The sequence below is a fragment of the Mycobacterium montefiorense genome (assembly GCF_025823255.1).
GTDB classification, from domain to species: Bacteria; Actinomycetota; Actinomycetes; order Mycobacteriales; family Mycobacteriaceae; genus Mycobacterium; species Mycobacterium montefiorense.
In genome coordinates, this window is record NZ_JACKVL010000017.1 from 972,221 (window position 1) to 992,422 (window position 20,202).

A 20,202-nucleotide genomic window follows, 5' to 3' on the forward strand; every position below is an offset into this window, starting at 1 on the left:
TCATGATGGCGGATCCCGGGCCGATGGTGGCTGACCTGCGTGCCGAGAGCGATGACCTCGACACGCTGGTCACGCCGCTCACCGCGGAGCGCTGGGCCGACCCGACACCGTCGCCGGGCTGGACCGTCGCACACCAGATCGGGCACCTGTTGTGGACCGATCGGGTCGCCCTGATCTCGGTCACCGACGAGGCGGGGTTCGGCGCGGTGCTGGGCGAAGCGATGCAGGACCCTGTCGGCTTCGTCGACGCGGGCGCGGCGGAATTGGCCGCGACTCCGCCGGCGGAGCTGCTGAGCGATTGGCGAACCACCCGGCACCGATTGCACGATGCGCTGCTGACGGTGGAGCAGAGCCGGAAGTTGCCGTGGTTCGGGCCGCCGATGAGCCCGGCCTCGATGGCTACCGCGCGGTTGATGGAGACCTGGGCGCACGGCCTGGACGTCGCCGACGCCCTCGGCGTCAAGCGGACGCCGAGCGAGCGGCTGCACTCGATCGCCCATCTGGGGGTCCGCACTCGCGACTACGCGTTCGTGGTCAACGAGTTGGTGCCGCCGACTGAGCCGTTTCTGGTGGAGCTGCGCTCACCCGGCGGCGACACGTGGTCCTGGGGTCCGGCGGACGCCGCTCAGCGGGTCATCGGCGCCGCGGAGGACTTCTGCTTTTTGGTTACTCAGCGGCGGCCGCTGAGCAACCTCGACATCACCGCGCATGGTGCCGACGCGCAGCGCTGGCTAGAGATCGCCCAAGCCTTCGCCGGCCCACCCGGCCCCGGGCGGTGAGCGACCGGCGGTTGCCTACGTCTCGTCGGTGGGGTCGCCGCCGACGACGACACGAGCGCGGGTGACGTCCTTATCCGCTTGACCCTTTTTGCCGTGCCCCAGCATGCCGGCCGGCGACATCGGCATCGCCGAGCCACCCATCCCGGTACTGGTCGGTGAGGTGGGGCCGCGTAACTCGGAGGCGTTGAGCACGCCCGCGCGCAGGCTGGTCGGTCGACCTCCGACCTCGGGCTCAAAGCTGCTGGTCGGGCGGGTGTAGCTGGTCAGTCCGGCACCCGGGAAGCCCCCGCCACCCACGCCCACGCCCCCGCCGCCAGCCGCCCCGCCCAAGGGACCGGTTGCCCCGGCCAGAAACGGCTCGGCGGCGGCGCCGGCCGCTCCGGCATTGCCACCACCGGCCGAGGAAAAGGCGTTCGTCATCGACTGGAGCAGCCCCTGCGGCATGCTGGCCATCCCCTGGAGGGCATCCATCGGTGCCTTGACCGCCTGCTGGAGCGGTGCGGTCACGCCGGAGATCATTTGCATCGGAGCCTGCATCAGGGAACTGAGCTGGCTACCGCCCTCGGCGGGTGCGGCCGCTGCCTGCCCGGCACCCTGCGTTGCCTGGCTACCTAGCTGCATCGCGCCGTTCATGCCGCCTTGCGCGCCCGCCTGTGCCACGGCCGAGGCCGCCGCCGCCGGGGCGGCAGGTGAGGCACCCATCGGTGCGATCGGCGGGGGAACGGCCAGCGCCGCAACGAGCGCGGCCAGCGCACCCGAGTAGGTCCAGCCAATGCTCGAATTGTGCGGCCAGTGTTCGCCGTAGTACTCGCCGTCGCGCTCACCCATCACGGGGGTGTTCTGCCCGAAGAAGTTTGTGTGGAACAGTCCCCACCATTCGATCCGGTTGGTCGTCGACACCACTGACGGGATGACCGACGATCTCGCAATCATGAAGGCCTCGACGGCGGCCGTCGTGACCCCGATCTTCTCCGCGGTCCAGCCCACCAGCGTGTGTAATCCGGCATTGAGACCGGTCGAGGTGACCATCGACGCGAGTGCGCCCACGCCCTGCCACTGCGCGGCCGTGGCCAGGGAGTTGACGCTGGAAAGGCCGGCCGCCAGTTCCTTAGTCGTGGTCTCGGTGACCCAGACCGCGTTATTGGCGATCACCGACGCCGGGTTGCCCGCCTCAAAGATCGCGGCGACGATCTCGGGCGGACCTGTCCACCTGGGATCGGGCATTTTCGGTTAAATCGCGCTAAGGCCCGCGCCGAGTTCATCGGCGGTGACGTTGGTGACAGCAGCAAGGCCCTGCGCGCCCGAGAAGGCAGACCGCTGACCGGCGTGCTCGGACGCGGTCGCTATGTAGGCCCCACCCGCAGCGTTGAGCGCCGCGGCGAATTCCACGGAATCGGCATCCGGAGCCATCGGCAGCACGCCGGTCAACGCGGCCGCGCCGGCCGCGGTGGTGGCCGCCATCTGCTCGCTGACCGCGCCTTCTGTGACCGCCGACAAGTCAACGGCGCCAGGCACCATTCCAAATATCCCAGCCATTTCGCCCTCCGTATTTCTCAATGCCCGCATTCATCCGTAGGGGTATACCCCCTTTGGCTGGCTCCCCACCAGGCAAGTTGCGCCCGCCGAACACGCGGAATGGCCTGATTCTATGGTCGCCGCTGGCAGGTGTCGATTCACCTTTTCTGATGCCCTGGCCGACCATCGCGGACCGCCCTACTCCGGCGTTCCTACCAGCACACCTTCGATCGCTCCGTCCGTGGTGACGAGCAAACCGCGCCCCGGCGGCAATTGCTGAGCGCCCACCCTGCCGAACACCTTTACCGTCGCCGGGTCGTTGTCCATAAATAAGGTGGGCGCCCGCGAACTGGTCATCTTTTGCAGGAATGGATTGGTCACGGAGATACCCGCCCAGTTTCCGGGCAAGCGCGAAGCAATCACGTGCAGGCCAATCTCACGACTGCGTTCGATCAGTCCCCATAACGGCGCACTGGCCGCCGCCTTTCCGATCGCGCCGTGCGGACGCAGTTCCTGCTCGTCGTCGATCAACAGGAAATGGTGTGGCCCGTCCCAGGTGCTCCGACTCAGCAACTCCTCCTGGCTCAGTCCCGACGGGGGAAGACGGTCGCGCATCATCGCCGTCAATTCCTCGATCACGGCATCGATATCGTCGGCGGTATAGGCGTACGCGCGCACATGCGGTCCGCGGATCCTGCCGATCAGCGACGTCTTGGGATCGATGATGGTGATCTGCGCCTGCTCAGGAGTAAACCGGCTCATGACCGCCTGCCCGAAGGCAGCCAGGGTCGTGGTCTTCCCGCACAACTGGCGGCCCAGTACCAACATGTTGGGCACCGCCCGGGTCGGCAAATATGTTGGCTGCAAAGCACTTTCGCCAATGGCGAAGGGAACGTTGAACGGGTCCGACGCGACGTCGGTCTCCGCGAACGCGGCGATGACCTGGGCCAGCTCGATGCGTTCGGGCAGCCGCGCCAGCTTCTCCAGCCGGCCGACGCCAGTCACCTCGGCAATGACGGCGCCGAGCTGCCGCGTCGTCACCCGTTCGCCGGTGGCCGAGGTAATCTCGGGCACTCCGACCAGCAGCTCGTGGCCCTCCCGGGTGACGCCGAAACCCGGCCGGTCCAGTGTGTTGCGCGCGGCTTTTCGGCGCTCGAGGCCTTCGCCCATCTGAGTCTCATCGGGATTGCTCAGCCGCAGCTGGATTCGCGCGTTCGACACGTTGACCAGCGCCTGCTTCTGCCCGACCAGCCACGCAGTGGCGGTGGTCGCGATGTGAACCCCGTAGGACAGACCCTGGCGGGCGATCGTGACCAGGCGATCTCCCATCGGGGAGTCCTTGTCGTACAGGTCGCTGAAATTGTCGACCACGAGGAAGACATCACCGAACTTGTCGGCGGGATCGGTTCCGCCTTCCCGCTCGGTGCCGAACCTGCGCTCGCGGAATTCGGAGATGTCGATTTGGTATTGCTTGAACGCCGCCTCCCGCGCCAGGATCAGGCCCTCGATCGACGCGACGGTCCGCGAGACACCCTCGTTGTCCGTTTGGCTGACCACGGACGCCACGTGCGGCAACTCTTCGACCGGATACAGCGACGCCCCGATGCAAAAGAAGGTGACGCGTTCGGGCCGGTACATCAACGCCGCCGAGGTGATCAACGACATCAGGGTCGTCGATTTTCCGCGCTGAGCCGTCGCGACCACCATGATGTTATCCATCTCGGCGTCGATCGTGTACACCCGTTGGGCGTGGTCTTCGGGGATGTCGACAACGCCGACTGGGAACACCAGGCCGGGGTTCTGCCCATAGTCGACATACCACGGCTTCCGCCGCCAGCTGGCCACCAGCACGTCCATCGGCTCGCTGACTTCCAAAGGCGGAAGCCAGATTTGGTGAGGCGGTCGCGCGTTGTGCGCCATCAGCGCCTCGCGGATGACGTCGACCAACTTCTTCTTCCGGAAACCGTCGGAGTGGAAGAGGAACTCGTCGGGCTCATCGGGTTCATCGGCGACGGCCAGGGCTTCGCTATCCGCTTCGCTCAGCGGCTGGTAAGCCCAGGTCAATGATCGCGGCTGCGAAAAGCTGACGTCCAACGTCTTGTTCACATTGACGACCCGCTTGGGCACCACGAACGGAGCGGACACGTAAAAGCAGCGGAACTGCTCTAAGTCGCGTGGCCCCACCTTGAGCAGCGCGTAGCCGTTCTCCTTCGACGGCAGATGCAACGCCGCGTCACTACCGATCACATCGCGCGAATCCTCTGCCGTCTCGGCGCGTAGTGCCACTCGAAAAGCTATGTTGCTCTTGACTTTACTGAGTGACGACAGGTCCAGTCGCTGACCGCCGAGCGTGAAGAAGACATTGCAGCCGCGGCCCTCCTGCCCGATGTGGATGACCAGATCGATCCATTCCGGGTGGTGGATGAACAGCTCGAGGTATTCGTCGATGATCACCAACAGAATCGGTACCGGTTCCAGATCCCGCCCGGCGAGCCGCATTTCCTCATATTCGTTGGCGTCGCGCGCACCGGCCGCGTTGAAAAGCCGGTACCGCCGCGCGATCTCGCCATTGACTGCCTTGCGCATCCGCTCGGCCAGGTGCCGGTCATCCTTGCCAAGGTTGGACAGTGACCCCGCGACGTGGGGGAATCCCTGAAGATCCTGGGCTGCCGACTCGAACTTCATGTCGACAAAGATCACGACGAACGTCTCGGGGGAGTGCGTCAACGCGATACCGGTGCACAACGACAGGAAGTATTCCGACTTACCGGAACCGGATGTTCCGATCACCACAGAGTGAAACCCGAAACCGCCAAAGTCCTTGGCGCGCAATATGACGTTCTGCAGCTCACCACCTTGCTTGACGCCCACGGGCATCATCGCCCATTTGTGGTCGCCGCGGCCACGGCTGTCACCCCAGAGTCTGTCGACGTCTAGTTCCCGTGGATCGCTGACACCCAGCGCGCGCAGCAATTCGCCACCCTGGCTGTCGGTCTCCGAAAGTTCACCGGCGCTCATCGGGGACCAGCGGGCGACTGCTCGCGCATACCGGTTGGCGGTGCTCTCGGCGAGCATGTCCGCCACGGCGTAGAACGTGCCACGGTGCGCGAGCCTGCCTTCGCGCAGACTGAAACGCTCACTGTCGTCGGCGAATCCGACACCCACGCTCGCGCGGGACGCCAAGCGCAACACGGTGATACCGGCCATGCCCTTCTGGCCGGTCACGCCCTCCCACTGCTCGGGGGTGCCGACGTTGTCGTCGACGATCACCCAGTGCGGCCCCAGCGCCAGGCCGGTGCTGGACTCGATCGGTGACGGCATCGACGTCGGGCTCATTCCGACCGGTGGCGTCCATGGCCCCCGGCCCTTGCGGTGCAGCTCGGCATCGAGCGCCTCCTCCAGCTCAGTGGGGGAGGTGAACACCAGCCGGCGCAGCCCGCACGCGTCGAACATCTCGTCGTGCTGGTTGTGCGGCAACCACACCATCCACGACCACAACTCGGGATGGCGCGTCACCACCATGACCTTGAGAGCGCTGGAGCTGTGGTAGACGGCCAGCGAGCACAGTATCGAACGGGCCAGGCTGTGTAGTTCGCTCGGATCGTCACTGATGAAGCTGAACCCGGGCTTGCCTCGTAGGCTCAGGACCTTACCGATACCCCGGATCTTGCTCTGCTCGAGGATGAAATCCCTAAGCGCGCCGCCGGTTACGGGCTCGAGCTCTTCACCGATCGGAACGTCGGGCCACTGCAGCGACACCGCCGATTCGCTCGCTTGCTGGACGCCGATCCCGAGGCGGACGTCGAGGAAGTCCGGGTCGGCGGGGCGCCGTTCCCACATCCGCGGCCCACCGATGACGGTGTCCAGCTTCTGCGGATCGCCGTGTACAAAGAGCTGGCTGCGGCGCTGATCCTGCGCGGCACGCTGCACCTCGTCCCGGTCCTCATCGAACTGGCGCAGATAGCTGCGGCGCTGCTTTTCTTGCTCGCCCCAACTGATTCGGCGCCCGCGCCCCAGGCGCCCGCTGAACATCAGCGTGCCGAACCCGACCAGACCGATCATCGGAAAGAACCCTGACTGCAGTGACCGAATCCCCGACGCGTACATCACCACCAGCGTGCCGATGATTCCGACGAGCAAGGCGGGTACCGCGATCATCAGCAGGATGTTGCGGGGTTCACGCTCAGGCAATGCCAACGGTGCGGCTACCGCGATGCGCACCGGCGGAACACTCGGCACCGGCTTGCGGCGGCCGCGGACGAAACCTCGCTTGGACATCGCTGCTTAACCCCCACCTGCCGGTTCGTTGAGATCGGGAATCGGCGCCACCGCACCACCTCCGGTCACGGCGTCGCGCGCCACCAAGGCGGCGTCGCGCCCAATCGCGGGCCCCGCCGCAAAGGTACGCACGATCGGCCAGGGTGCCTGCACCGCCAGCCGTGGATCCAGCCCCAATGCCTGCATGGTCGCGCGATCTGATTGGATGCCGTATCGAACACCTTGCGGTGAAAGCCAATACAAGCTTTCCCGGCTGTCGGCCGTGGCGACACCGCTAGTGGTTGTCACGAAGTTCGCCGCCCCGGGCAACACCAATGTCTGTTGTGCCTCAGCGGAATTAGGGTCGCGGTCGTCGCGAACCAGCCGAACCAGGCGGGAATCCATGCCGATCGAAACCGGTAACCCTCGGCCGGTGAAGATCGTGATCCTGGCCTGCGGATCGCCCGTTTGCTTCTGCCATCCCACGCAGGTTGCCGGATTCGCGCCGGTGTCAACGAAATCCAGCTTCTCCGACGGGTAATAGTCGACGTCGAGCACATCGACCACCGGGATTTGAATCAGTTTGTCGGGCGCGATCAGGGTAGGCGTCGTCGAGCCCTCTGAATCCGCGGTCCGCAACAGGTCCGCAACGAAACTGGTGATCTTCTGCACGCCGTCCGGCAGCAGCACATAGAAGCCGTTGACGGTGCCGCTGGCGTCACGGGTCTGCAGCACCCTGCCCACAATCGAGCCCGGCACCCAGCGCGACGGCGTCCCACGACCCGGAATCGCAGGCAACACAAGGGGTTCCGTCGAGGGCATAGCGTCGAACAGGGCGTTGGAGATTTCGATCGGATAGGTCACCCCGGGGTCGAGTCCGAGGTTGAATGTCACCGATCGGTCCGCTGGGTCGATGCGGGACCGTTGGCCTCGCCAGATCACATACGTCGCGCCCTTGTGGGTTGCCAGGATGGCCTGCTTCGGGCTCATCGGCTCCGAGCGCCCGATGGGGGAGAGCCGGCCGGCAATAGAGGTCACCATCGGAGGGGTTCCGCTGCCGCGGGCGGCCGCAGCGTCGCAGACCGACCACGCCGATTCAGCGCTCGCCGTGACCGGCAAGCTGTCCGGCGCACCTGGAATTCCGATGATCGGGCCGGTCGGATACTTGGCGATCTCGCTGGCTTTGACCCAAGTCGGAGAGCCGGCGCTGCCGACCGCCAATCGAGCCGAGGTCAAGTTGAGCGCGGGGTAGAGCCGCCCGTTGATCTTCGCGTAGACCGCACCGGTGTCACGATCGCCGACGATCGACGACTGGCCGACCAACCCCGAGGGCTTCATGACATGCAGTAGCGCCATCCACCCGATGCCGATGACGACCAGCACGATCGATAGCGCCACGGCCGCTTGCTGTTTACGGTCGTCGTGCTTCATCCGGACCGAAAAGCGGGTGATCGCGGCGCGCAGCCGCCGGTTTTAGAACAGGTGCCCCGAATTCTGGTCGCGGTTGGACAGATTGAGTGGCACGATCATTACTCCTTTCGGCGGTCGATGCAGGGTGCTGCATCGACACCGACATCAGTGCAGCTCGTCGCCGTACCTCGCCCGATTCTCGGCCTCTGCCTCCGCGCGAAGCACCGCGATCGCGACGTTTAACCTGTCTGCCAGCGCTGCGTGCGCGTAACCGGTCATCACACCCGGGTGCAGCGTCAGCTCGATCAACTTGCCGTCGGAATTTGCCACGGCGCGAATATCCCCCAAATCCACGCTGTACGTGATCGTCTCGGCTTGCGCGACAAGGGCTTCCCACTTGTCTGCCGCCTCGCTCAGTTCACGCAGAACCGCCTCGACGAGATCCTTGTCGCTCAGATTCGTGCGACCGCCCGACCCCGACACCATGTCAGTATCATCGACCCCTCCAACCAGCGTCAATTCACGGTTTGACTAGTGACTGGGGAAGGCAGGCTGGGCGAAGCGTCAACTAACCCGTCACCTATCCCGAGGGGCGTTTGACCCGAACCGGATGTTGGTGCCGGCCTGCTGATCCGGCTACCTCAGTCCTCGCAATGGCGTTCGTAATCCCAGCGCTCCAACCATGCGGAGAGGTGGTGGATGCCGATGCTGACCGCGATCAGCACCATGCCTTCGGCGACCATGACGAGTTCGTTCACAGTCGGTCCATCTCACGGGCCGTCGCCGCGCGCTCCCAATAGCTCGACCTCAGCGGCGGGTACTGGTGGCGCGGCGGACGCTCTGTGCTGACGCTCGACAGCAGCCGGTGCCAGAGGGTGTGCAGCCATGGACGCGGGGCCGCGAAGGGCCGCGGCGCACCGAGGGCGGCAGCGGTTGCGAACATCACCTGGCATTCGGTGACGAGGACGGGCTCCGAAGCCGGTGCCTGCCGCAGTGCTTGGTCGGTAGCTAAGTGACTGGGTTGCACGGATGCGGCGGTATCACGATGTACCACTGCTTTGGGGATGGTTAGCATTTCGATCACCTGAGAGCGGTTTGCGTCCGGTGGATCCGGCCGTCGATAAAAATGTATGAAGACATCGGCATCGACCGCACGCGTAGTGGACTACCTGTTCTACCGAAGGCTGTCGGGGCGAGTGCCGTCAATCCTCGGCGGTCCACTGGCTGGCCGGCGGCTCATCGAGTTTGTGGAACCACGCCAGGTGGTAGTTGGCTGACGTCGTGTCGTCGGCGACGCTGCTTTCGGTCGCGGCCAGCAGCAGGCAATTGAGCAACAGCGCGGGCTCGGCATTCGGATACTGGCTCAGGAGCTGGTAGCGGGCGGTATCCAGGTGCACTCGCAGCAGGTCGGCCTCCTCTTCCACGACCCCGGTTCCCGCTGTGGCAGCTTTTGCCAGAGTGTGCACTAACCGCGGTATTCCGTCCCGCCAATGCGTGAGCCGACTCAGCTCCCATCCGAGGTCTTCCACCGCGGGCAGCTCGCGGCCCTGCATCGAGGATTCCGTCTCGGCGAAGTCGGTCGACCGGCCGACCGGATCGCCGGGGGTATAGGTCGCGGTCCGGGTCGCTTCGCCGAGCAGCGCCGGCGCTTTGCCGCCGTGCCGCCCGGGTGCCAGCAATCGCACACCCACCGGCAGTGCGATCCCCGGAGGAATCCAGCCGTGAGCGAGGTCGGTGACCAGCAGCGTCGTCCCGTCCACGAGATCGCCGACTGCCCAGTTCAGCTGTGGTTCTTGGCGCACCACGAAGGCCAGCAGCCGGTGCAGTCGTTGCGTATCGGATTCGGTGACAGGTGCCGCCGGAGCTTCAACGAGCTCGGGTTCCGATTCCGGTTCTGGCTCGGGGTCGGGTTCTGGCTCGGGCTCGGGCTCAGGTGCCGCAGCTTCCCGAATCGCGGGGGCTTCGGGTTCCGCTCGAGCTGCGACGGCCGCGGCCGGCAGCCGATGCCGGCCCACCGAAGCTTCGGCCGCGTCGTCCTGATCGGCTGACACGTCGGCTACCGGCTCTTCGGAAGCGGCCGCGGGCTCGTCGGCATTGGGTTCTGCCGAGACGGCGGGGATGACCTGCGTCTGATCGAGCGTCGGGTCAGCGATTGCGGGCTCTGCGGCCGCGACCACCGCGATGACTTGGGTTTCGTCGATCGTCGGCTCGCGGACGTCGTGCTGCGACGCCGGGACCAGGGGGATGACCTGCGTCCGCTCGATGTCGGCCTCGCTGTAACGCCGCGCGGCCTGCGCGGTTTGGCGCCGGGCACGCATCTGCGCCTTCAACATGTCGAGCTGGCGAATTGTCGATTCCACTCGCCGCACGGCGCGGGCGCGGGCTTCATCGATGACCTTGGCCTCGGCCGCGTGCCGGGCCGTATCAGTGAGTCCGGCCCGCTTGACCATCCTCAGCTCGTCGTTGGCGTTGCTGGTGATTCGCTGCAGGTCTTTCTCGAGATGCTGTGCGAGCGTGGCGGTTTCGTCGGTGGCTTGCGACAGTTCGGCAGGCCAAAGCCCACCGATCACCCAGGGGGAGCAATCGATACGAGAGCTGAAGGCCGGCATCGACAATGATTCCCGGGTAGCTCTCCGGAGGCGCTGGCGCGCCGTCTTTCGACCGAAGATCGCCACCGGGTCAGACTACCGATACCTGCCGAACGCTCATTGCCAAAGGTGAATTGTGCGGGTGTGACGAGCTCGGTAGCGTAAGCCCATGGCTGATTCTGCGCTGCAGCAGCAACTCGACGAGGTGCGTGCCATGCTCGGCCGTGCACGAGAGTTGTTCGGCGCCAATCCCATCGAGCCCCGGGCGATATCGCACCCGACCCCGCTGCCGCAAAAACTTGGCTGATCTAGACGCGGCGAGCTAGTCGGCACCGGCGCGGCGGCGCAGTTTGTGCGCCAGCAGCTTCTCGATGGCTGCATCGAGATCGTTCGGGGTCGGAACCTCCGCCGATGGGGAGTGTCCGGCCGCCACGATCTCATGGCGAACTTCCAGCAATGCTTTGAGCCAAGACACGTCCGCGGTCAGCAGAATGCCCTGGGCCAGGGCCGCGGCGTCGGTATCCATCGCCTCTTCACTGAGCGCGACGCTGTGCATGTAGCCACCCCGACACGAGCGGACCAGGATGTGCCCACTGGGGTGAACGGTGTCGAACGCGGGATTGGCGTCTGTGATCGACCGCCATCGACAATGCGGCCGAGTTGGCCGCTCGCATCCTGTTCATGCTGATCCCAAGTGCTGGCCGACACAGTCAGGTGGTGCGCCATATCGGCGTGGTCGTCCGCCTGTTGCTCGTAGCACTGGCGCCTTAGCTCGAGCAGTTCGCGTCCGGCGTCGCGAAGGTCACCGAAGATCGGCCCCAATGAATCCAGGCTCTCCTGGATGGCGGCATGAGACGACGGAATGGTGCGCAGGTACTCAGAAATCTCCTGGTGACGCGCCGCGGCTTCGCGTAAGTGCGCGGGCGCCACGTGGATTCGGTCTGCCATCCGATGTCTCCTGTTCCTGCACCGCCGGCCGGGCCAGCGAGTTCACTATTGTCCAGTGCTCGGCGTGGCCGCCGGCCGGGTCGGTGTCGGTGTGTCGGTCCTGGCTGGCGCAGTCTCGGTCGCCGCGGCCGGCGGATGCTCCCAGCCTAGAAAGCTCGCGCCGCTCACGGTGGCGATGTGCTGAATTTGGCCATCCAGGAGAGCCTTGCTGTGGCCGAGGGCGAGCGCATGGCGATCGGTGAAGATCCCGATATCTCCCGGCGCGAGCTGAACCGGATCGACCGGATTGGGCACCGCGGTACCCGGTGCGGGAATGGTGATTCCCTGTTGGTGGAAGGCATCCGGGATCGTCGCGCCGGCCACCGCCGCCTCGATGGCCGCCGCCAACTGCGGGCTGGCAGCCGTCACCGTCTCGCCGTCGGGCAGCGTCACCGTCGTCGGACCCGTCGGCGTCGATTCGGCCGTTGACACGTCCTGGCTGTGATCGCCGTCTTTGCGTTTGTCCGGATCCTCGTCATCGGCCGACTCGGCGTCGAGGGCCTCGTCGTCCAGATCGCCCAGCGCCGGATCGCTTTCGCCGCCCCCCTCGCGCCCGGGCAGCGCCAAGCCACTTGGCGTACCCCAGCCGGCCATCGAACCCGGCCCGGGCGTCGGCCCCAGACCGACGTTGGGGATGCTCGGCAGCATCGACGGCATCGTGGGAGCCGCGGCACTCTCGCCCGGGTCCTCGTCCGGCAGTCCGGGGTCATCCGTCAGCAGCGGATCCAGCAGGGGATCCCATCCGGCGGCGGCCGCATCGGGCGGCTGTTGACCACAGTCGCGCACGGGTGCGGCAACCGCGGACACCGGTGCCGGCTTGCTCTCACCCGCAGCACTCGGCCCGGTCTTCGAGGCGTCGTACAGCGATGTCCATGCGGCCATCAGTGCCGACTTCGACGTATCGTCGAGGCTTGCGTTCATGACCACCGCGCGGATGTCGCGAAGCTTGCCAATCAGGAACCGCTGAAAGTCGCGGGCACCCGCGGGGGTGTCCAGGTCCGATCGAGTTTGCACCGCGGCTTCGGTGTCGCGCTGCAACGCGCCCAGCGCTTCAGCGCCTTCGACAGTCCTCAAGTGGGCATTCATGATGGCCGAAACGACTTGCAGGTCGAGCTGAGAACTTGCCGAATTCTGTTGTGCCAGGGCAGCTTCGGCGCCCGCTATGGCTTCGGCCGCAGCACCCTGCTCGCGATCCCCCAGGGGTGGGTCCAGATGTTGCCGGCGGATCTTGGCCAGGATCGCGTCCAGTTGTGGTGGGGCTGTGGTGGGGGTGACCACCGCGGCCAGCTCTGTCGGCGTCAACCCGGTCTGCCACGCGTTCGGGTCGCCGGTGCGGTCGCGCACGGCTTTGACCGTGGCCAGCAGCTCGTCATACGTCGACATCGGCTAGCCAAACCGCGCTGCGCCCCAACGCGGGCGGTGTCGCGACCCCTCCATGCCGGGTGACAGTACTTAGGCCCCAAGCCGTCGACAATTCACCACGGTTGGGCTGTGGATGAATGTCGTCGCGCTAGCCCGCTGATACCCGGTACTGCTCCCGCAGGCTTTCCAGCACAGCCGTTTTCACCCGATCGAGCTCGTGGGCGTCAGCCACGACCGCCGCGATCTCACGTTGTTTAGCGACCAGAAACTTCTGAAATTCACGCGCTCCCATAGGAGTATCGACGCCCAGGCTCGCCTGATGCACAACAGCGCGCTCGATGTCGTCGGCGATCGCGTCCAGGCGCCTGATGCTCTCCCGAATCGCGGCATGCGCACTGGCCACCACATCCATCAGCGCCCGGTCTGCCTCGGCGACCGAGCCGTGCTGGGTCGCCATCGCTGACTGCCGGGCCGTAATGGCGGCTAGCGAAGGGCCGGCTTGTTCCGACATACGTTCAACCTAATCTCATATCGGGCGGCGTATCGCGACGTAGTTACCCAGCTGGCTGATCCGCACCGAGGCACCCGAATAGGGTGCTTCGACGACGAGATTGTTGCCGATCGCCAGCTGCACGTGTCCCGTGTGCGGGAAGACGAGATCGCCGGGCCTGACTTGCGAACGGGGCACCGGGATTCCGTCGTTGATCTGTTGGTACGTGGTGCGGTCCAGGTGGATTCCGGCCTGGGCGTAGGACCACTGAACCAGTCCGGAACAGTCGAACTGATCGGGCCCGGTGGCGCCCCAGACATAGGGACGACCCAGTCGGGATAGCGCCGCGCGCACCGCAATTCCGGCGCGACTACTCGGCGGCGGCAGCCGCAGTCCGGCCAATCCCGGACCGCGGTGGTGCAGCATTCGGTACCGCAGTGCCCGCAGCGCCGCCGAATGCCGTCGCGCGCGGACCCGGGCAGCCATCACGTGTGCCCGTTGTGCGCGCAGTCTCGCGACCCGACGGCGCATGGCCTCCCGCTGGGCCATCGGCGTGATCGGGGGAGCGGCCGCGTCGGCGCGGGCTTCGTCGAGGGCGTTCCCGGTCAGCTCGCGTGCCTGCGCCCGATCCCGGTATGCGCCGGCGATGACGCCGGCCGCGGCGGCATCCGTGCGCGCGGCCGAGCGCAGCGTTTCATGGCTTCGATTTAGCAGGGTTCGGTAATAATCTTGTCCCACAAGGCCATTCAGTGCGATGGTGCGGCTCGACACGCGGTAGGGCACGTCCAGCGTTGGCTGTTTGGTGCTTCCGGCGAACAATTGATGTGCGCGGTTCAACACCTCGATGTCGCTGTCGGTCATCGGTCCCCCTCGCCGCCGCCCTGATCTGTGCCGTCTTCGTCGGTCGAATCCATCGCGTCGGCGAACGCACGAACGCGGGGGAGTGCTCCCGCGGGGATCACCCCGCGGTTGCGGATGTCCCACATTTCGTCACTACTCACGCCCAACAGCGCCGCGATAATCGCGTCAGGTAGCGGCGACTGCGCACAGGCCTGGTCGAAACGAGCGCTCAAGCTGGTCGGCATCCGCTTCAACAGCGCGCTGCGCGTTTCCTCGAGGGCCTCCAAATGCTGCATCAGTCGGTCGGTCGAATCCGCGCCAGCGTTCACCGCTACCCGCCACGAGCTGGCCGCGAGCATCTCTGCCTTCACGCACTGGGCGATCACAGAGAGAATATACGTCTTATATTCGTTTGATGTCGTCGCCGGCAGTCGATCGATGACGGATTTGAGCGCATCGAGTTGGGCTTCGGCGTAACCTTCCAGCACATCGGTGTCGCTGTGGCGGTCGACCACCACCGCGCCGGTTCGTGGCCCAGGCATCGCTTCGGGGGGCTGCGCGGCGATCAATCGGGCCAGCTCGGCGTCCGGGTCGGCAGCCACCAACAACCGCGAATAGGTGCCCGGTGGCAGGCCCAAGCCGTTTTCGACCTTCTGAACTGTACTTTTATGCGGTTTGCGGGCGCCGCGCTCCAAATAGCTCAGCCCCATGATGCTGACGCCGGTCGCGGCAGCAAGCTCCGCGAGGGACCAATCGTGCGACTCACGCAATGCACGGATAGCCGCACCTGCCGATTCACGGCTCACCCGCGGGCTCCGGCCATAGGCCGGATATTACACAGGCCCGGCAGTATCGCTATGCGTATACGTTTTTATCTCGTTTCTCTTGCGTGGCGGGCAGCATCAGATATACGCTTTTGCCTACGTTTCATCTCGAGCAAGGAGACTGACATGGGACACCCGTGCGCAACCGACCCGGAGCTGTGGTTCGGCTACCCCGACGATGACAGTGGTGACGGCGCTGCCAAAGCTCGCGCCTACGAGCGATCGGCCACCGAGGCGCGGATCCAGTGCTTACGCCGCTGTCCGTTGGCGCAACAGCGGCGGTGCGCCCAGTACGCGATCGCGCACCGGGAGGAATACGGAGTCTGGGCCGGCGTCAAGCTCCCCGGTGGGCAGTACCGGAAGCGCGACCAGCTGACTCGCGCCCACGACGTCTTGCGACGCATCGCCGCCGGCGAGATCAACTCCCGGCAGCTACCCGAGAACACCGCGTTGTTGGCACGCAGCGAGCACGAGCTCATCCTGACGCCCGCGGTGGTGTTGCACCTGCCGATCGCACAGGTCGGCCCGCGCTCGGCGGCCTGACCGCGGCGCGGTGCAGTGTGAACGTTTGTTCACCCAATCGACGGGGTAGTCGGTCGCGGCGGGACACAAGACCGTCGACCCAGAGGTGTATCCATGACGTTCGATCTGACACCCACGGCAGCGCAGCACGACCTCGCCCGTCGCACGCACGAGTTCGCCGAGTCGGTGATACGTCCGGTCGCCCTGGAATACGACCAACGGCAGGAATTTCCCTGGCCGGTCCTCGAGGAGGCGGCCGAACGCGGCTTCTATAGCCCGCTGTTCTACCGGGATCTGATCGGCGACCCCACCGGCCTGTCGCTGCCGATGTTCATGGAGGAGCTGTTCTGGGCCTGCGCCGGAATCGGTCTGGCGATTGTGATGCCGGCGCTGGCGCTTTCGGCGATCGGCCAGGCCGCGTCACCGGAGCAGATGCTGCAGTGGGCGCCCGAATGTTTCGGCACCCCAGGCGATCTCAAGCTCGCCGCGCTCGCGATTTCTGAGCCCGAGGGCGGCAGCGACGTACGCAATCTGCGCACCCGGGCCCGCCGCGACGGTGACGACTGGATCATCGACGGCCACAAGATGTGGATCGGCAACGGCGGCATAGCCAACGTGCACGTGGTCAACGCCGTGGTCGACGAGGAACTCGGCCACCGCGGTCAAGCCCTCTTCGTGGTGCCGGGCGGCAGCCCCGGACTGGAGCTGGTGCGCAAGCTCGACAAGCTGGGCTGTCGCGCGTCACACACCGCCGAGCTGCGGTTCGACGGTGTACGCGTTCCGGCCTCGAATTTGCTTGGCGGACAAGACAAGCTCGAACACAAGCTCGCGAAGGCCCGCGAGGTCATCGCGGGTGGACAGCGCTCCGGCTCGGCAACGCTGGGCACCTTTGAGCAGACCCGCCCGATGGTCGCCTCCCAGGCGATTGGCATTGCGCGCGCGGCATTGGAGTACGCGACGGCGTATGCCACCGAGCGGGAAGCATTCGGCGGACCGATCATCGACAACCAGGGCATCGCGTTCCCACTGGCCGACCTGGCGACACAGATCGACGCCGCCCGGCTGTTGACCTGGCGGGCCTCCTGGATGGCGGCCAACGAAGTCGCCTTCGAGCGGGGAGAGGGCTCGATGGCAAAGCTCGCTGCCAGCGAGGTCGCGATCAAGGCCACCGAACGCGCGATCCAGACAATGGGCGGCTGGGGCTACATCACCGACCACCCAGTCGAGAAGTGGTATCGAGATGCCAAGCTATACACCATCTTTGAGGGTACCAGCGAGATCCAACGGATGGTCATCTCGAACGCGCTGGGCGCCGCCGTGGGTACCCCGCCGCTGCACGTCGTGCTCGAGCCGACGGGCGGACCACTGAACCGGATCTTCGGCCGGGGCGCCCCGCTGCGTTCGCGCGCCGCCGACGCCGCGCTGTCGGTGAAGGATCGGATCCCCGAGCCGATCCTGCGCGTGGCCATGCGGGCGCTGCGGCCGCCGGGCAGGTAGGTCAGCGGCCGCGGGTACGGTCGTCCGTGTCACGCCCGCGACGAAGGGTGCACGGTGAGCAATCTCGAGACCGCCCCGGACGAAGTCGCCTGCAGCGCTTCCCGGGTTGTGGGTATAGAGGTGCTACAGCCGCGAGAAGTTCCGCTGGGCGGCCCGCGAGCCATCCGGGTGCGGCGCACCCTGCCGCAACGGCAGCGCTCGCTGATCGGAGCGTGGTGTTTCATCGACCACTACGGCTCCGTCACTGCGCGGATGGACGTTCCCCCTCATCCGCATACGGGATTACAAACAGTGAGCTGGCTGTTCAGTGGGGAAGTGGAACACCGTGACAGCGCAGGCGTGCACGCCCTGGTCCGGCCCGGCGAGTTGAATCTGATGACCGCGGGCGCGGGGATTTGCCATTCCGAGGTGTCGGTCGAAACGGACACCGTGCTGCAGGGAGTCCAGCTGTGGGTCGCCTTGCCGGACTCCGATCGCCACACCGGACGCGGTTTCGCTCACTATGTGCCCGAGCCGATCTCACTTCCCGGCGCGGTGGCGCGGGTGTTTCTCGGCCAGCTGGCCGGCAGCCGTTCTCCGTGCAGACGTTCTCGCCGCTGCTGGGTGCCCAGATCGATCTCGCCGCCAACGCTGAGCTGAGCCTCGACATCGACCCGGCATTCGAACATGGCGTGCTGTGCGATGTGGGCGTGGTCGCGATCAGCGGAACGGCGCTGGCGGCCGCGCAGCTCGGCTACCAAAGCCCAGGCAATGCCGCACTGCAGCTGCGTAATGTTGGAGACCGTCCGGCGCGGGTAATGCTGTTGGGGGGCGCCCCGTTCACCGAAGAGGTGCTGATGTGGTGGAACTTCGTCGGGCGCAACCACGACGAAATCGTCGGCTATCGCCAACTTTGGGAAGATGCCGACGCGCGCTCCGGCGCAGTCGAGGGCTACCGGGGCTCAGTCACACGACTGGCCGCCCCGCCGCTGCCGACCACCCGGCTGCGGCCACGACCAATACCGCACGGACCGCAAGGAAAGGGATCCACATGACAACCGATAAAACCGGTGCAGAGACCACCGTCACCGAGGGACACCAGACATACACGATTGCCGTGGAGGGTAAGACCGTCGGCCACGCCGACTACGCAGACCGCGGCGACCAGCGTGTTTTCTATCACACCGTCGTCGATCCCGACTTCGGTGGCCGCGGCCTGGCCACCATCCTGGTCGAGGGGGCCCTGAACGGGGCACGCGAGGCCGGCAAACGCGTCGTCCCGGTCTGCTCAATGGTCGAGACGGTGCTCAAGAAGCACCCCGAGTTCGACGCCATAACCGACCCAGCAACCGCCGAGATCAGGGTCTGGGCGCAGACCCAGCCCAGCGGCTAAGCACTCGTCGGCCGACGGCAAGTCCTGCACCGCCGTCGTCTCGCCAGGGTCATTTACCCGACGTTCGCCGAGCAAAGCAACTCGGCAGCGGTCTGCCGCCCTCCCGCGAAGCGCGCCGATTTTCGCGCCGCGGGCCCGGTTCCGGAGTCTGCGACCAATTGCCCCGTCGCATGCCTTAACGTGTCTTAGCAGGACAGCTGGGTAATTGGGTACTCCCAGCAACACGGATCCTGGGCTGTTGGGCGGGAGTTGTCGTTTCGGCACGGCGACTATTGATCGCCGCAAGCAAAACAGCCAGCACAGGTTCCCAGGCGCTGACGGTAGCCTCGTTCGTTTGCCGTCAACCGGGTCGTCGGCTGGCGGCCATCTTTACCGGAGGGAACGCATGGACTTCGCATCATTGCCGCCGGAGATCAACTCCGCGCGCATCTATGCAGGCCCTGGCTCCGGACCTCTGCTGGCCGCGGCATCCGCGTGGGAGGCGCTGGCCGCCGAGCTGGGCTCGACCGCCAGCGCGTACCAGTCAGCGATCGACGACCTGACCGCCGGGCCCTGGCTGGGCCCCGCCGCGGCGACCATGGCTGCCGCGGCCGCCCCGTACGTCTGGTGGCTGAGGACCACCTCAGAACAGGCCGAGCAGGCCGCCAACCACGCCATTCTGGCGGCGGCTGCCTATGAAGCCGCGTTTGCCGAAACGGTGCCCCCGCCGGTTGTCGCGGCCAACCGCAGCCTGCTGGCCGCGCTGATCGCATCGAATTTCCTCGGGCAGAACACCTCGGCGATCGCGACCACCGAAGCGCAGTACGCCGAGATGTGGGCCCAGGACACCGGCGCGATGCAGAGCTACGCATCGTCTTCCGCGTCAGCGACCCGACTGGAACCACTCTCCTCGCCGCCGTCGAACACCAGCTCTAGCGGAGCCGCGGATCAAGCCGCCGCGGTCAACGCGGCCGCCGACACCGCCGCGGGCGATGCGCAGGGTGCCGTGTCGTCGCTTCAGCAGACCTTCGCCGCGGTGCCCGACGCGCTGACCACCCTCGCGGCCCCGGACGTGGGCTTCCCGGGGTTTGGCGGGCGGGACCTGCTAGGCCTGCTCGCCGACCTCAGCGCGGTTTTTCTCGATCCTGAATTCGGGGCAACCAGCCTTGGTGTCGACACCGCACTGGGGACCACCGCTCTTCCCTACGACGTGGGCGGTTACTACACCGGTGTGCACACCGACGACATCGTCAGCGGCTGGGCGGGCGTACAGACCTGGCCCGGCAACCTACCCGCACCGCCGGCGTCATTTCCGGTGCTCGCCAATCCGGCGTCGATGGTTACCGGAGGTTTCAACCAAGCGAATCCGATCGGGCGGTTGTCGGTCCCGCCGGCATGGTCGGCCGCGGCCCCCGAGCTACGCGCCCTGGCGACGGCGCTCCCGGCTGCGACCGCGGGCGCCGCCGCGCAAGCAACCGGCTCCAGCGCGGGAAGTCTCTTCAGCCAGATGGCGCTGGCGAGCATGGCCGGGCGTGCCATGGCCGGCACCGGCGGAGGTGGTGGCGCCGGACGCCAGGAGCGGATCGGGTTGCCCGGGCGTAAGTCGAAGGACGCACCGCCGGCCGAGGCAGCCGAGGTGCCGCCGATTCCAGTGGGCGGCCCGATCACCAGCATCGCCGCCGAGCTCCGTGAGTTGGCCTCGCTGCGTGACGCGGGGATTCTCACCCAAGACGAATTCGTCGAGCAAAAGCAGCGCCTGCTGCCGCGTGATCCGTAGCGC

The 20,202-nt window shown here is 66.3% G+C and carries 18 protein-coding genes and 2 pseudogenes; 7 read left to right on the forward strand and 13 right to left on the reverse strand.

The features are described from left to right. The first annotated feature begins 5 nt into the window (after positions 1–5). Positions 6–779, forward strand: a complete 774-nt coding sequence (locus tag H7K34_RS24535; protein WP_264064579.1) for a TIGR03084 family metal-binding protein — start codon at positions 6–8, stop codon at positions 777–779. A 15-nt stretch (positions 780–794) separates the two neighbouring features. Here the strand turns inward: H7K34_RS24535 and H7K34_RS24540 are convergent, their stop codons facing one another. The 7 genes from H7K34_RS24540 to H7K34_RS24570 all read right to left on the reverse strand — a co-directional run bounded on the left by H7K34_RS24540 (position 795) and on the right by H7K34_RS24570 (position 10,570). After that, a complete protein-coding gene (locus tag H7K34_RS24540; protein ID WP_264064580.1) occupies positions 795–2,003 on the reverse strand; it encodes a PPE family protein in 1,209 nt (402 codons plus the stop codon). Between the two features lie 6 nt (positions 2,004–2,009). Further along, on the reverse strand, positions 2,010–2,315 hold the full coding sequence (locus H7K34_RS24545; RefSeq protein ID WP_264064582.1) for a PE family protein: 306 nt from the start codon (positions 2,313–2,315) through the stop codon (positions 2,010–2,012). A gap of 177 nt (positions 2,316–2,492) precedes the next feature. After that, complete coding sequence (gene eccCa / locus H7K34_RS24550; RefSeq protein WP_264064584.1) at positions 2,493–6,572, reverse strand: type VII secretion protein EccCa; 4,080 nt, start codon at positions 6,570–6,572, stop codon at positions 2,493–2,495. A gap of 6 nt (positions 6,573–6,578) precedes the next feature. After that, positions 6,579–8,015: a type VII secretion protein EccB gene (eccB, locus tag H7K34_RS24555; RefSeq protein ID WP_264064862.1), complete on the reverse strand. Its 1,437-nt coding sequence runs from the start codon at positions 8,013–8,015 to the stop codon at positions 6,579–6,581. 111 nt (positions 8,016–8,126) lie between these two features. After that, positions 8,127–8,447 carry a DUF2710 domain-containing protein gene (locus tag H7K34_RS24560; protein WP_264064585.1) on the reverse strand — a complete coding sequence of 107 codons (321 nt, stop codon included), beginning with the start codon at positions 8,445–8,447 and terminating at the stop codon, positions 8,127–8,129. Positions 8,448–8,715: 268 nt separating this feature from the next. After that, positions 8,716–9,036 (reverse strand): hypothetical protein, encoded by a 321-nt coding sequence (locus H7K34_RS24565; protein WP_264064586.1) that lies wholly within the window; start codon positions 9,034–9,036, stop codon positions 8,716–8,718. A 127-nt stretch (positions 9,037–9,163) separates the two neighbouring features. Next, entirely contained in the window at positions 9,164–10,570 is a 1,407-nt protein-coding gene (locus tag H7K34_RS24570) for a DUF5631 domain-containing protein (RefSeq protein ID WP_276059920.1), read from the reverse strand. A 148-nt stretch (positions 10,571–10,718) separates the two neighbouring features. On the opposite strand from H7K34_RS24570, the gene H7K34_RS24575 reads away from it, so the two are divergent. After that, positions 10,719–10,856, forward strand: a complete 138-nt coding sequence (locus H7K34_RS24575) for a hypothetical protein (protein ID WP_264064883.1) — start codon at positions 10,719–10,721, stop codon at positions 10,854–10,856. Positions 10,857–10,871: 15 nt separating this feature from the next. Here the strand turns inward: H7K34_RS24575 and H7K34_RS24580 are convergent, their stop codons facing one another. The 6 genes and pseudogenes from H7K34_RS24580 to H7K34_RS24605 all read right to left on the reverse strand — a co-directional run bounded on the left by H7K34_RS24580 (position 10,872) and on the right by H7K34_RS24605 (position 15,034). Further along, entirely contained in the window at positions 10,872–11,183 is a 312-nt protein-coding gene (locus H7K34_RS24580; protein ID WP_264064863.1) for a DUF2694 domain-containing protein, read from the reverse strand. After that, positions 11,183–11,497: pseudogene (locus tag H7K34_RS24585) on the reverse strand (ESX-1 secretion-associated protein); the annotation flags it as partial. The pseudogene H7K34_RS24585 and the gene H7K34_RS24580, both read right to left, overlap by 1 nt. 45 nt (positions 11,498–11,542) lie before the next feature. Then, positions 11,543–12,919: a DUF4226 domain-containing protein gene (locus H7K34_RS24590; protein WP_264064588.1), complete on the reverse strand. Its 1,377-nt coding sequence runs from the start codon at positions 12,917–12,919 to the stop codon at positions 11,543–11,545. Positions 12,920–13,046: 127 nt separating this feature from the next. Continuing rightward, a complete protein-coding gene (locus H7K34_RS24595; RefSeq protein WP_264064589.1) occupies positions 13,047–13,409 on the reverse strand; it encodes a DUF4226 domain-containing protein in 363 nt (120 codons plus the stop codon). A gap of 15 nt (positions 13,410–13,424) precedes the next feature. Further along, positions 13,425–14,249: a C40 family peptidase gene (locus tag H7K34_RS24600; protein ID WP_264064590.1), complete on the reverse strand. Its 825-nt coding sequence runs from the start codon at positions 14,247–14,249 to the stop codon at positions 13,425–13,427. Continuing rightward, entirely contained in the window at positions 14,246–15,034 is a 789-nt protein-coding gene (locus H7K34_RS24605; RefSeq protein ID WP_264064591.1) for a helix-turn-helix domain-containing protein, read from the reverse strand. The genes H7K34_RS24600 and H7K34_RS24605 overlap by 4 nt, the downstream gene beginning before the upstream one ends. 144 nt (positions 15,035–15,178) lie before the next feature. Between H7K34_RS24605 and H7K34_RS24610 the strand changes: the two genes are divergently transcribed. The 5 genes and pseudogenes from H7K34_RS24610 (at position 15,179) to H7K34_RS24630 (ending at position 20,199) form a co-directional block, all read left to right on the forward strand. After that, the gene (locus tag H7K34_RS24610) at positions 15,179–15,595 is read left to right on the forward strand and encodes a WhiB family transcriptional regulator (RefSeq protein ID WP_264064592.1); all 417 of its coding nucleotides are present in this window, start codon (positions 15,179–15,181) and stop codon (positions 15,593–15,595) included. A 93-nt stretch (positions 15,596–15,688) separates the two neighbouring features. Then, positions 15,689–17,071 (forward strand): acyl-CoA dehydrogenase family protein, encoded by a 1,383-nt coding sequence (locus H7K34_RS24615; protein WP_264064593.1) that lies wholly within the window; start codon positions 15,689–15,691, stop codon positions 17,069–17,071. Positions 17,072–17,125: 54 nt separating this feature from the next. Next, a pseudogene (locus H7K34_RS24620) lies at positions 17,126–18,105 on the forward strand (pirin family protein). Continuing rightward, positions 18,102–18,443 carry a GNAT family N-acetyltransferase gene (locus tag H7K34_RS24625; RefSeq protein ID WP_264064594.1) on the forward strand — a complete coding sequence of 114 codons (342 nt, stop codon included), beginning with the start codon at positions 18,102–18,104 and terminating at the stop codon, positions 18,441–18,443. The pseudogene H7K34_RS24620 and the gene H7K34_RS24625 overlap by 4 nt, the downstream one beginning before the upstream one ends. A gap of 385 nt (positions 18,444–18,828) precedes the next feature. Next, entirely contained in the window at positions 18,829–20,199 is a 1,371-nt protein-coding gene (locus H7K34_RS24630) for a PPE family protein, SVP subgroup (RefSeq protein WP_264064595.1), read from the forward strand. Positions 20,200–20,202: the final 3 nt, after the last annotated feature.

Excerpts from the sequence above, each read along its gene's own strand:
- eccCa (WP_264064584.1), bottom strand. The coding sequence starts at position 6,572 with ATGTCCAAGCGAGGTTTCGTCCGCGGCCGCCGCAAGCCGGTGCCGAGT.
- H7K34_RS24565 (WP_264064586.1), bottom strand. The coding sequence starts at position 9,036 with ATGCTAACCATCCCCAAAGCAGTGGTACATCGTGATACCGCCGCATCC.
- H7K34_RS24560 (WP_264064585.1), bottom strand. The coding sequence starts at position 8,447 with ATGGTGTCGGGGTCGGGCGGTCGCACGAATCTGAGCGACAAGGATCTC.
- H7K34_RS24575 (WP_264064883.1), top strand. The coding sequence starts at position 10,719 with ATGGCTGATTCTGCGCTGCAGCAGCAACTCGACGAGGTGCGTGCCATG.
- H7K34_RS24630 (WP_264064595.1), top strand. The coding sequence starts at position 18,829 with ATGGACTTCGCATCATTGCCGCCGGAGATCAACTCCGCGCGCATCTAT.
- H7K34_RS24590 (WP_264064588.1), bottom strand. The coding sequence starts at position 12,919 with ATGTCGACGTATGACGAGCTGCTGGCCACGGTCAAAGCCGTGCGCGAC.
- H7K34_RS24595 (WP_264064589.1), bottom strand. The coding sequence starts at position 13,409 with ATGTCGGAACAAGCCGGCCCTTCGCTAGCCGCCATTACGGCCCGGCAG.
- H7K34_RS24625 (WP_264064594.1), top strand. The coding sequence starts at position 18,102 with ATGACAACCGATAAAACCGGTGCAGAGACCACCGTCACCGAGGGACAC.
- H7K34_RS24570 (WP_276059920.1), bottom strand. The coding sequence starts at position 10,570 with ATGCCGGCCTTCAGCTCTCGTATCGATTGCTCCCCCTGGGTGATCGGT.
- H7K34_RS24545 (WP_264064582.1), bottom strand. The coding sequence starts at position 2,315 with ATGGCTGGGATATTTGGAATGGTGCCTGGCGCCGTTGACTTGTCGGCG.
- H7K34_RS24540 (WP_264064580.1), bottom strand. The coding sequence starts at position 2,003 with ATGCCCGATCCCAGGTGGACAGGTCCGCCCGAGATCGTCGCCGCGATC.
- H7K34_RS24600 (WP_264064590.1), bottom strand. The coding sequence starts at position 14,249 with ATGACCGACAGCGACATCGAGGTGTTGAACCGCGCACATCAATTGTTC.
- H7K34_RS24535 (WP_264064579.1), top strand. The coding sequence starts at position 6 with ATGGCGGATCCCGGGCCGATGGTGGCTGACCTGCGTGCCGAGAGCGAT.
- H7K34_RS24615 (WP_264064593.1), top strand. The coding sequence starts at position 15,689 with ATGACGTTCGATCTGACACCCACGGCAGCGCAGCACGACCTCGCCCGT.
- H7K34_RS24610 (WP_264064592.1), top strand. The coding sequence starts at position 15,179 with ATGGGACACCCGTGCGCAACCGACCCGGAGCTGTGGTTCGGCTACCCC.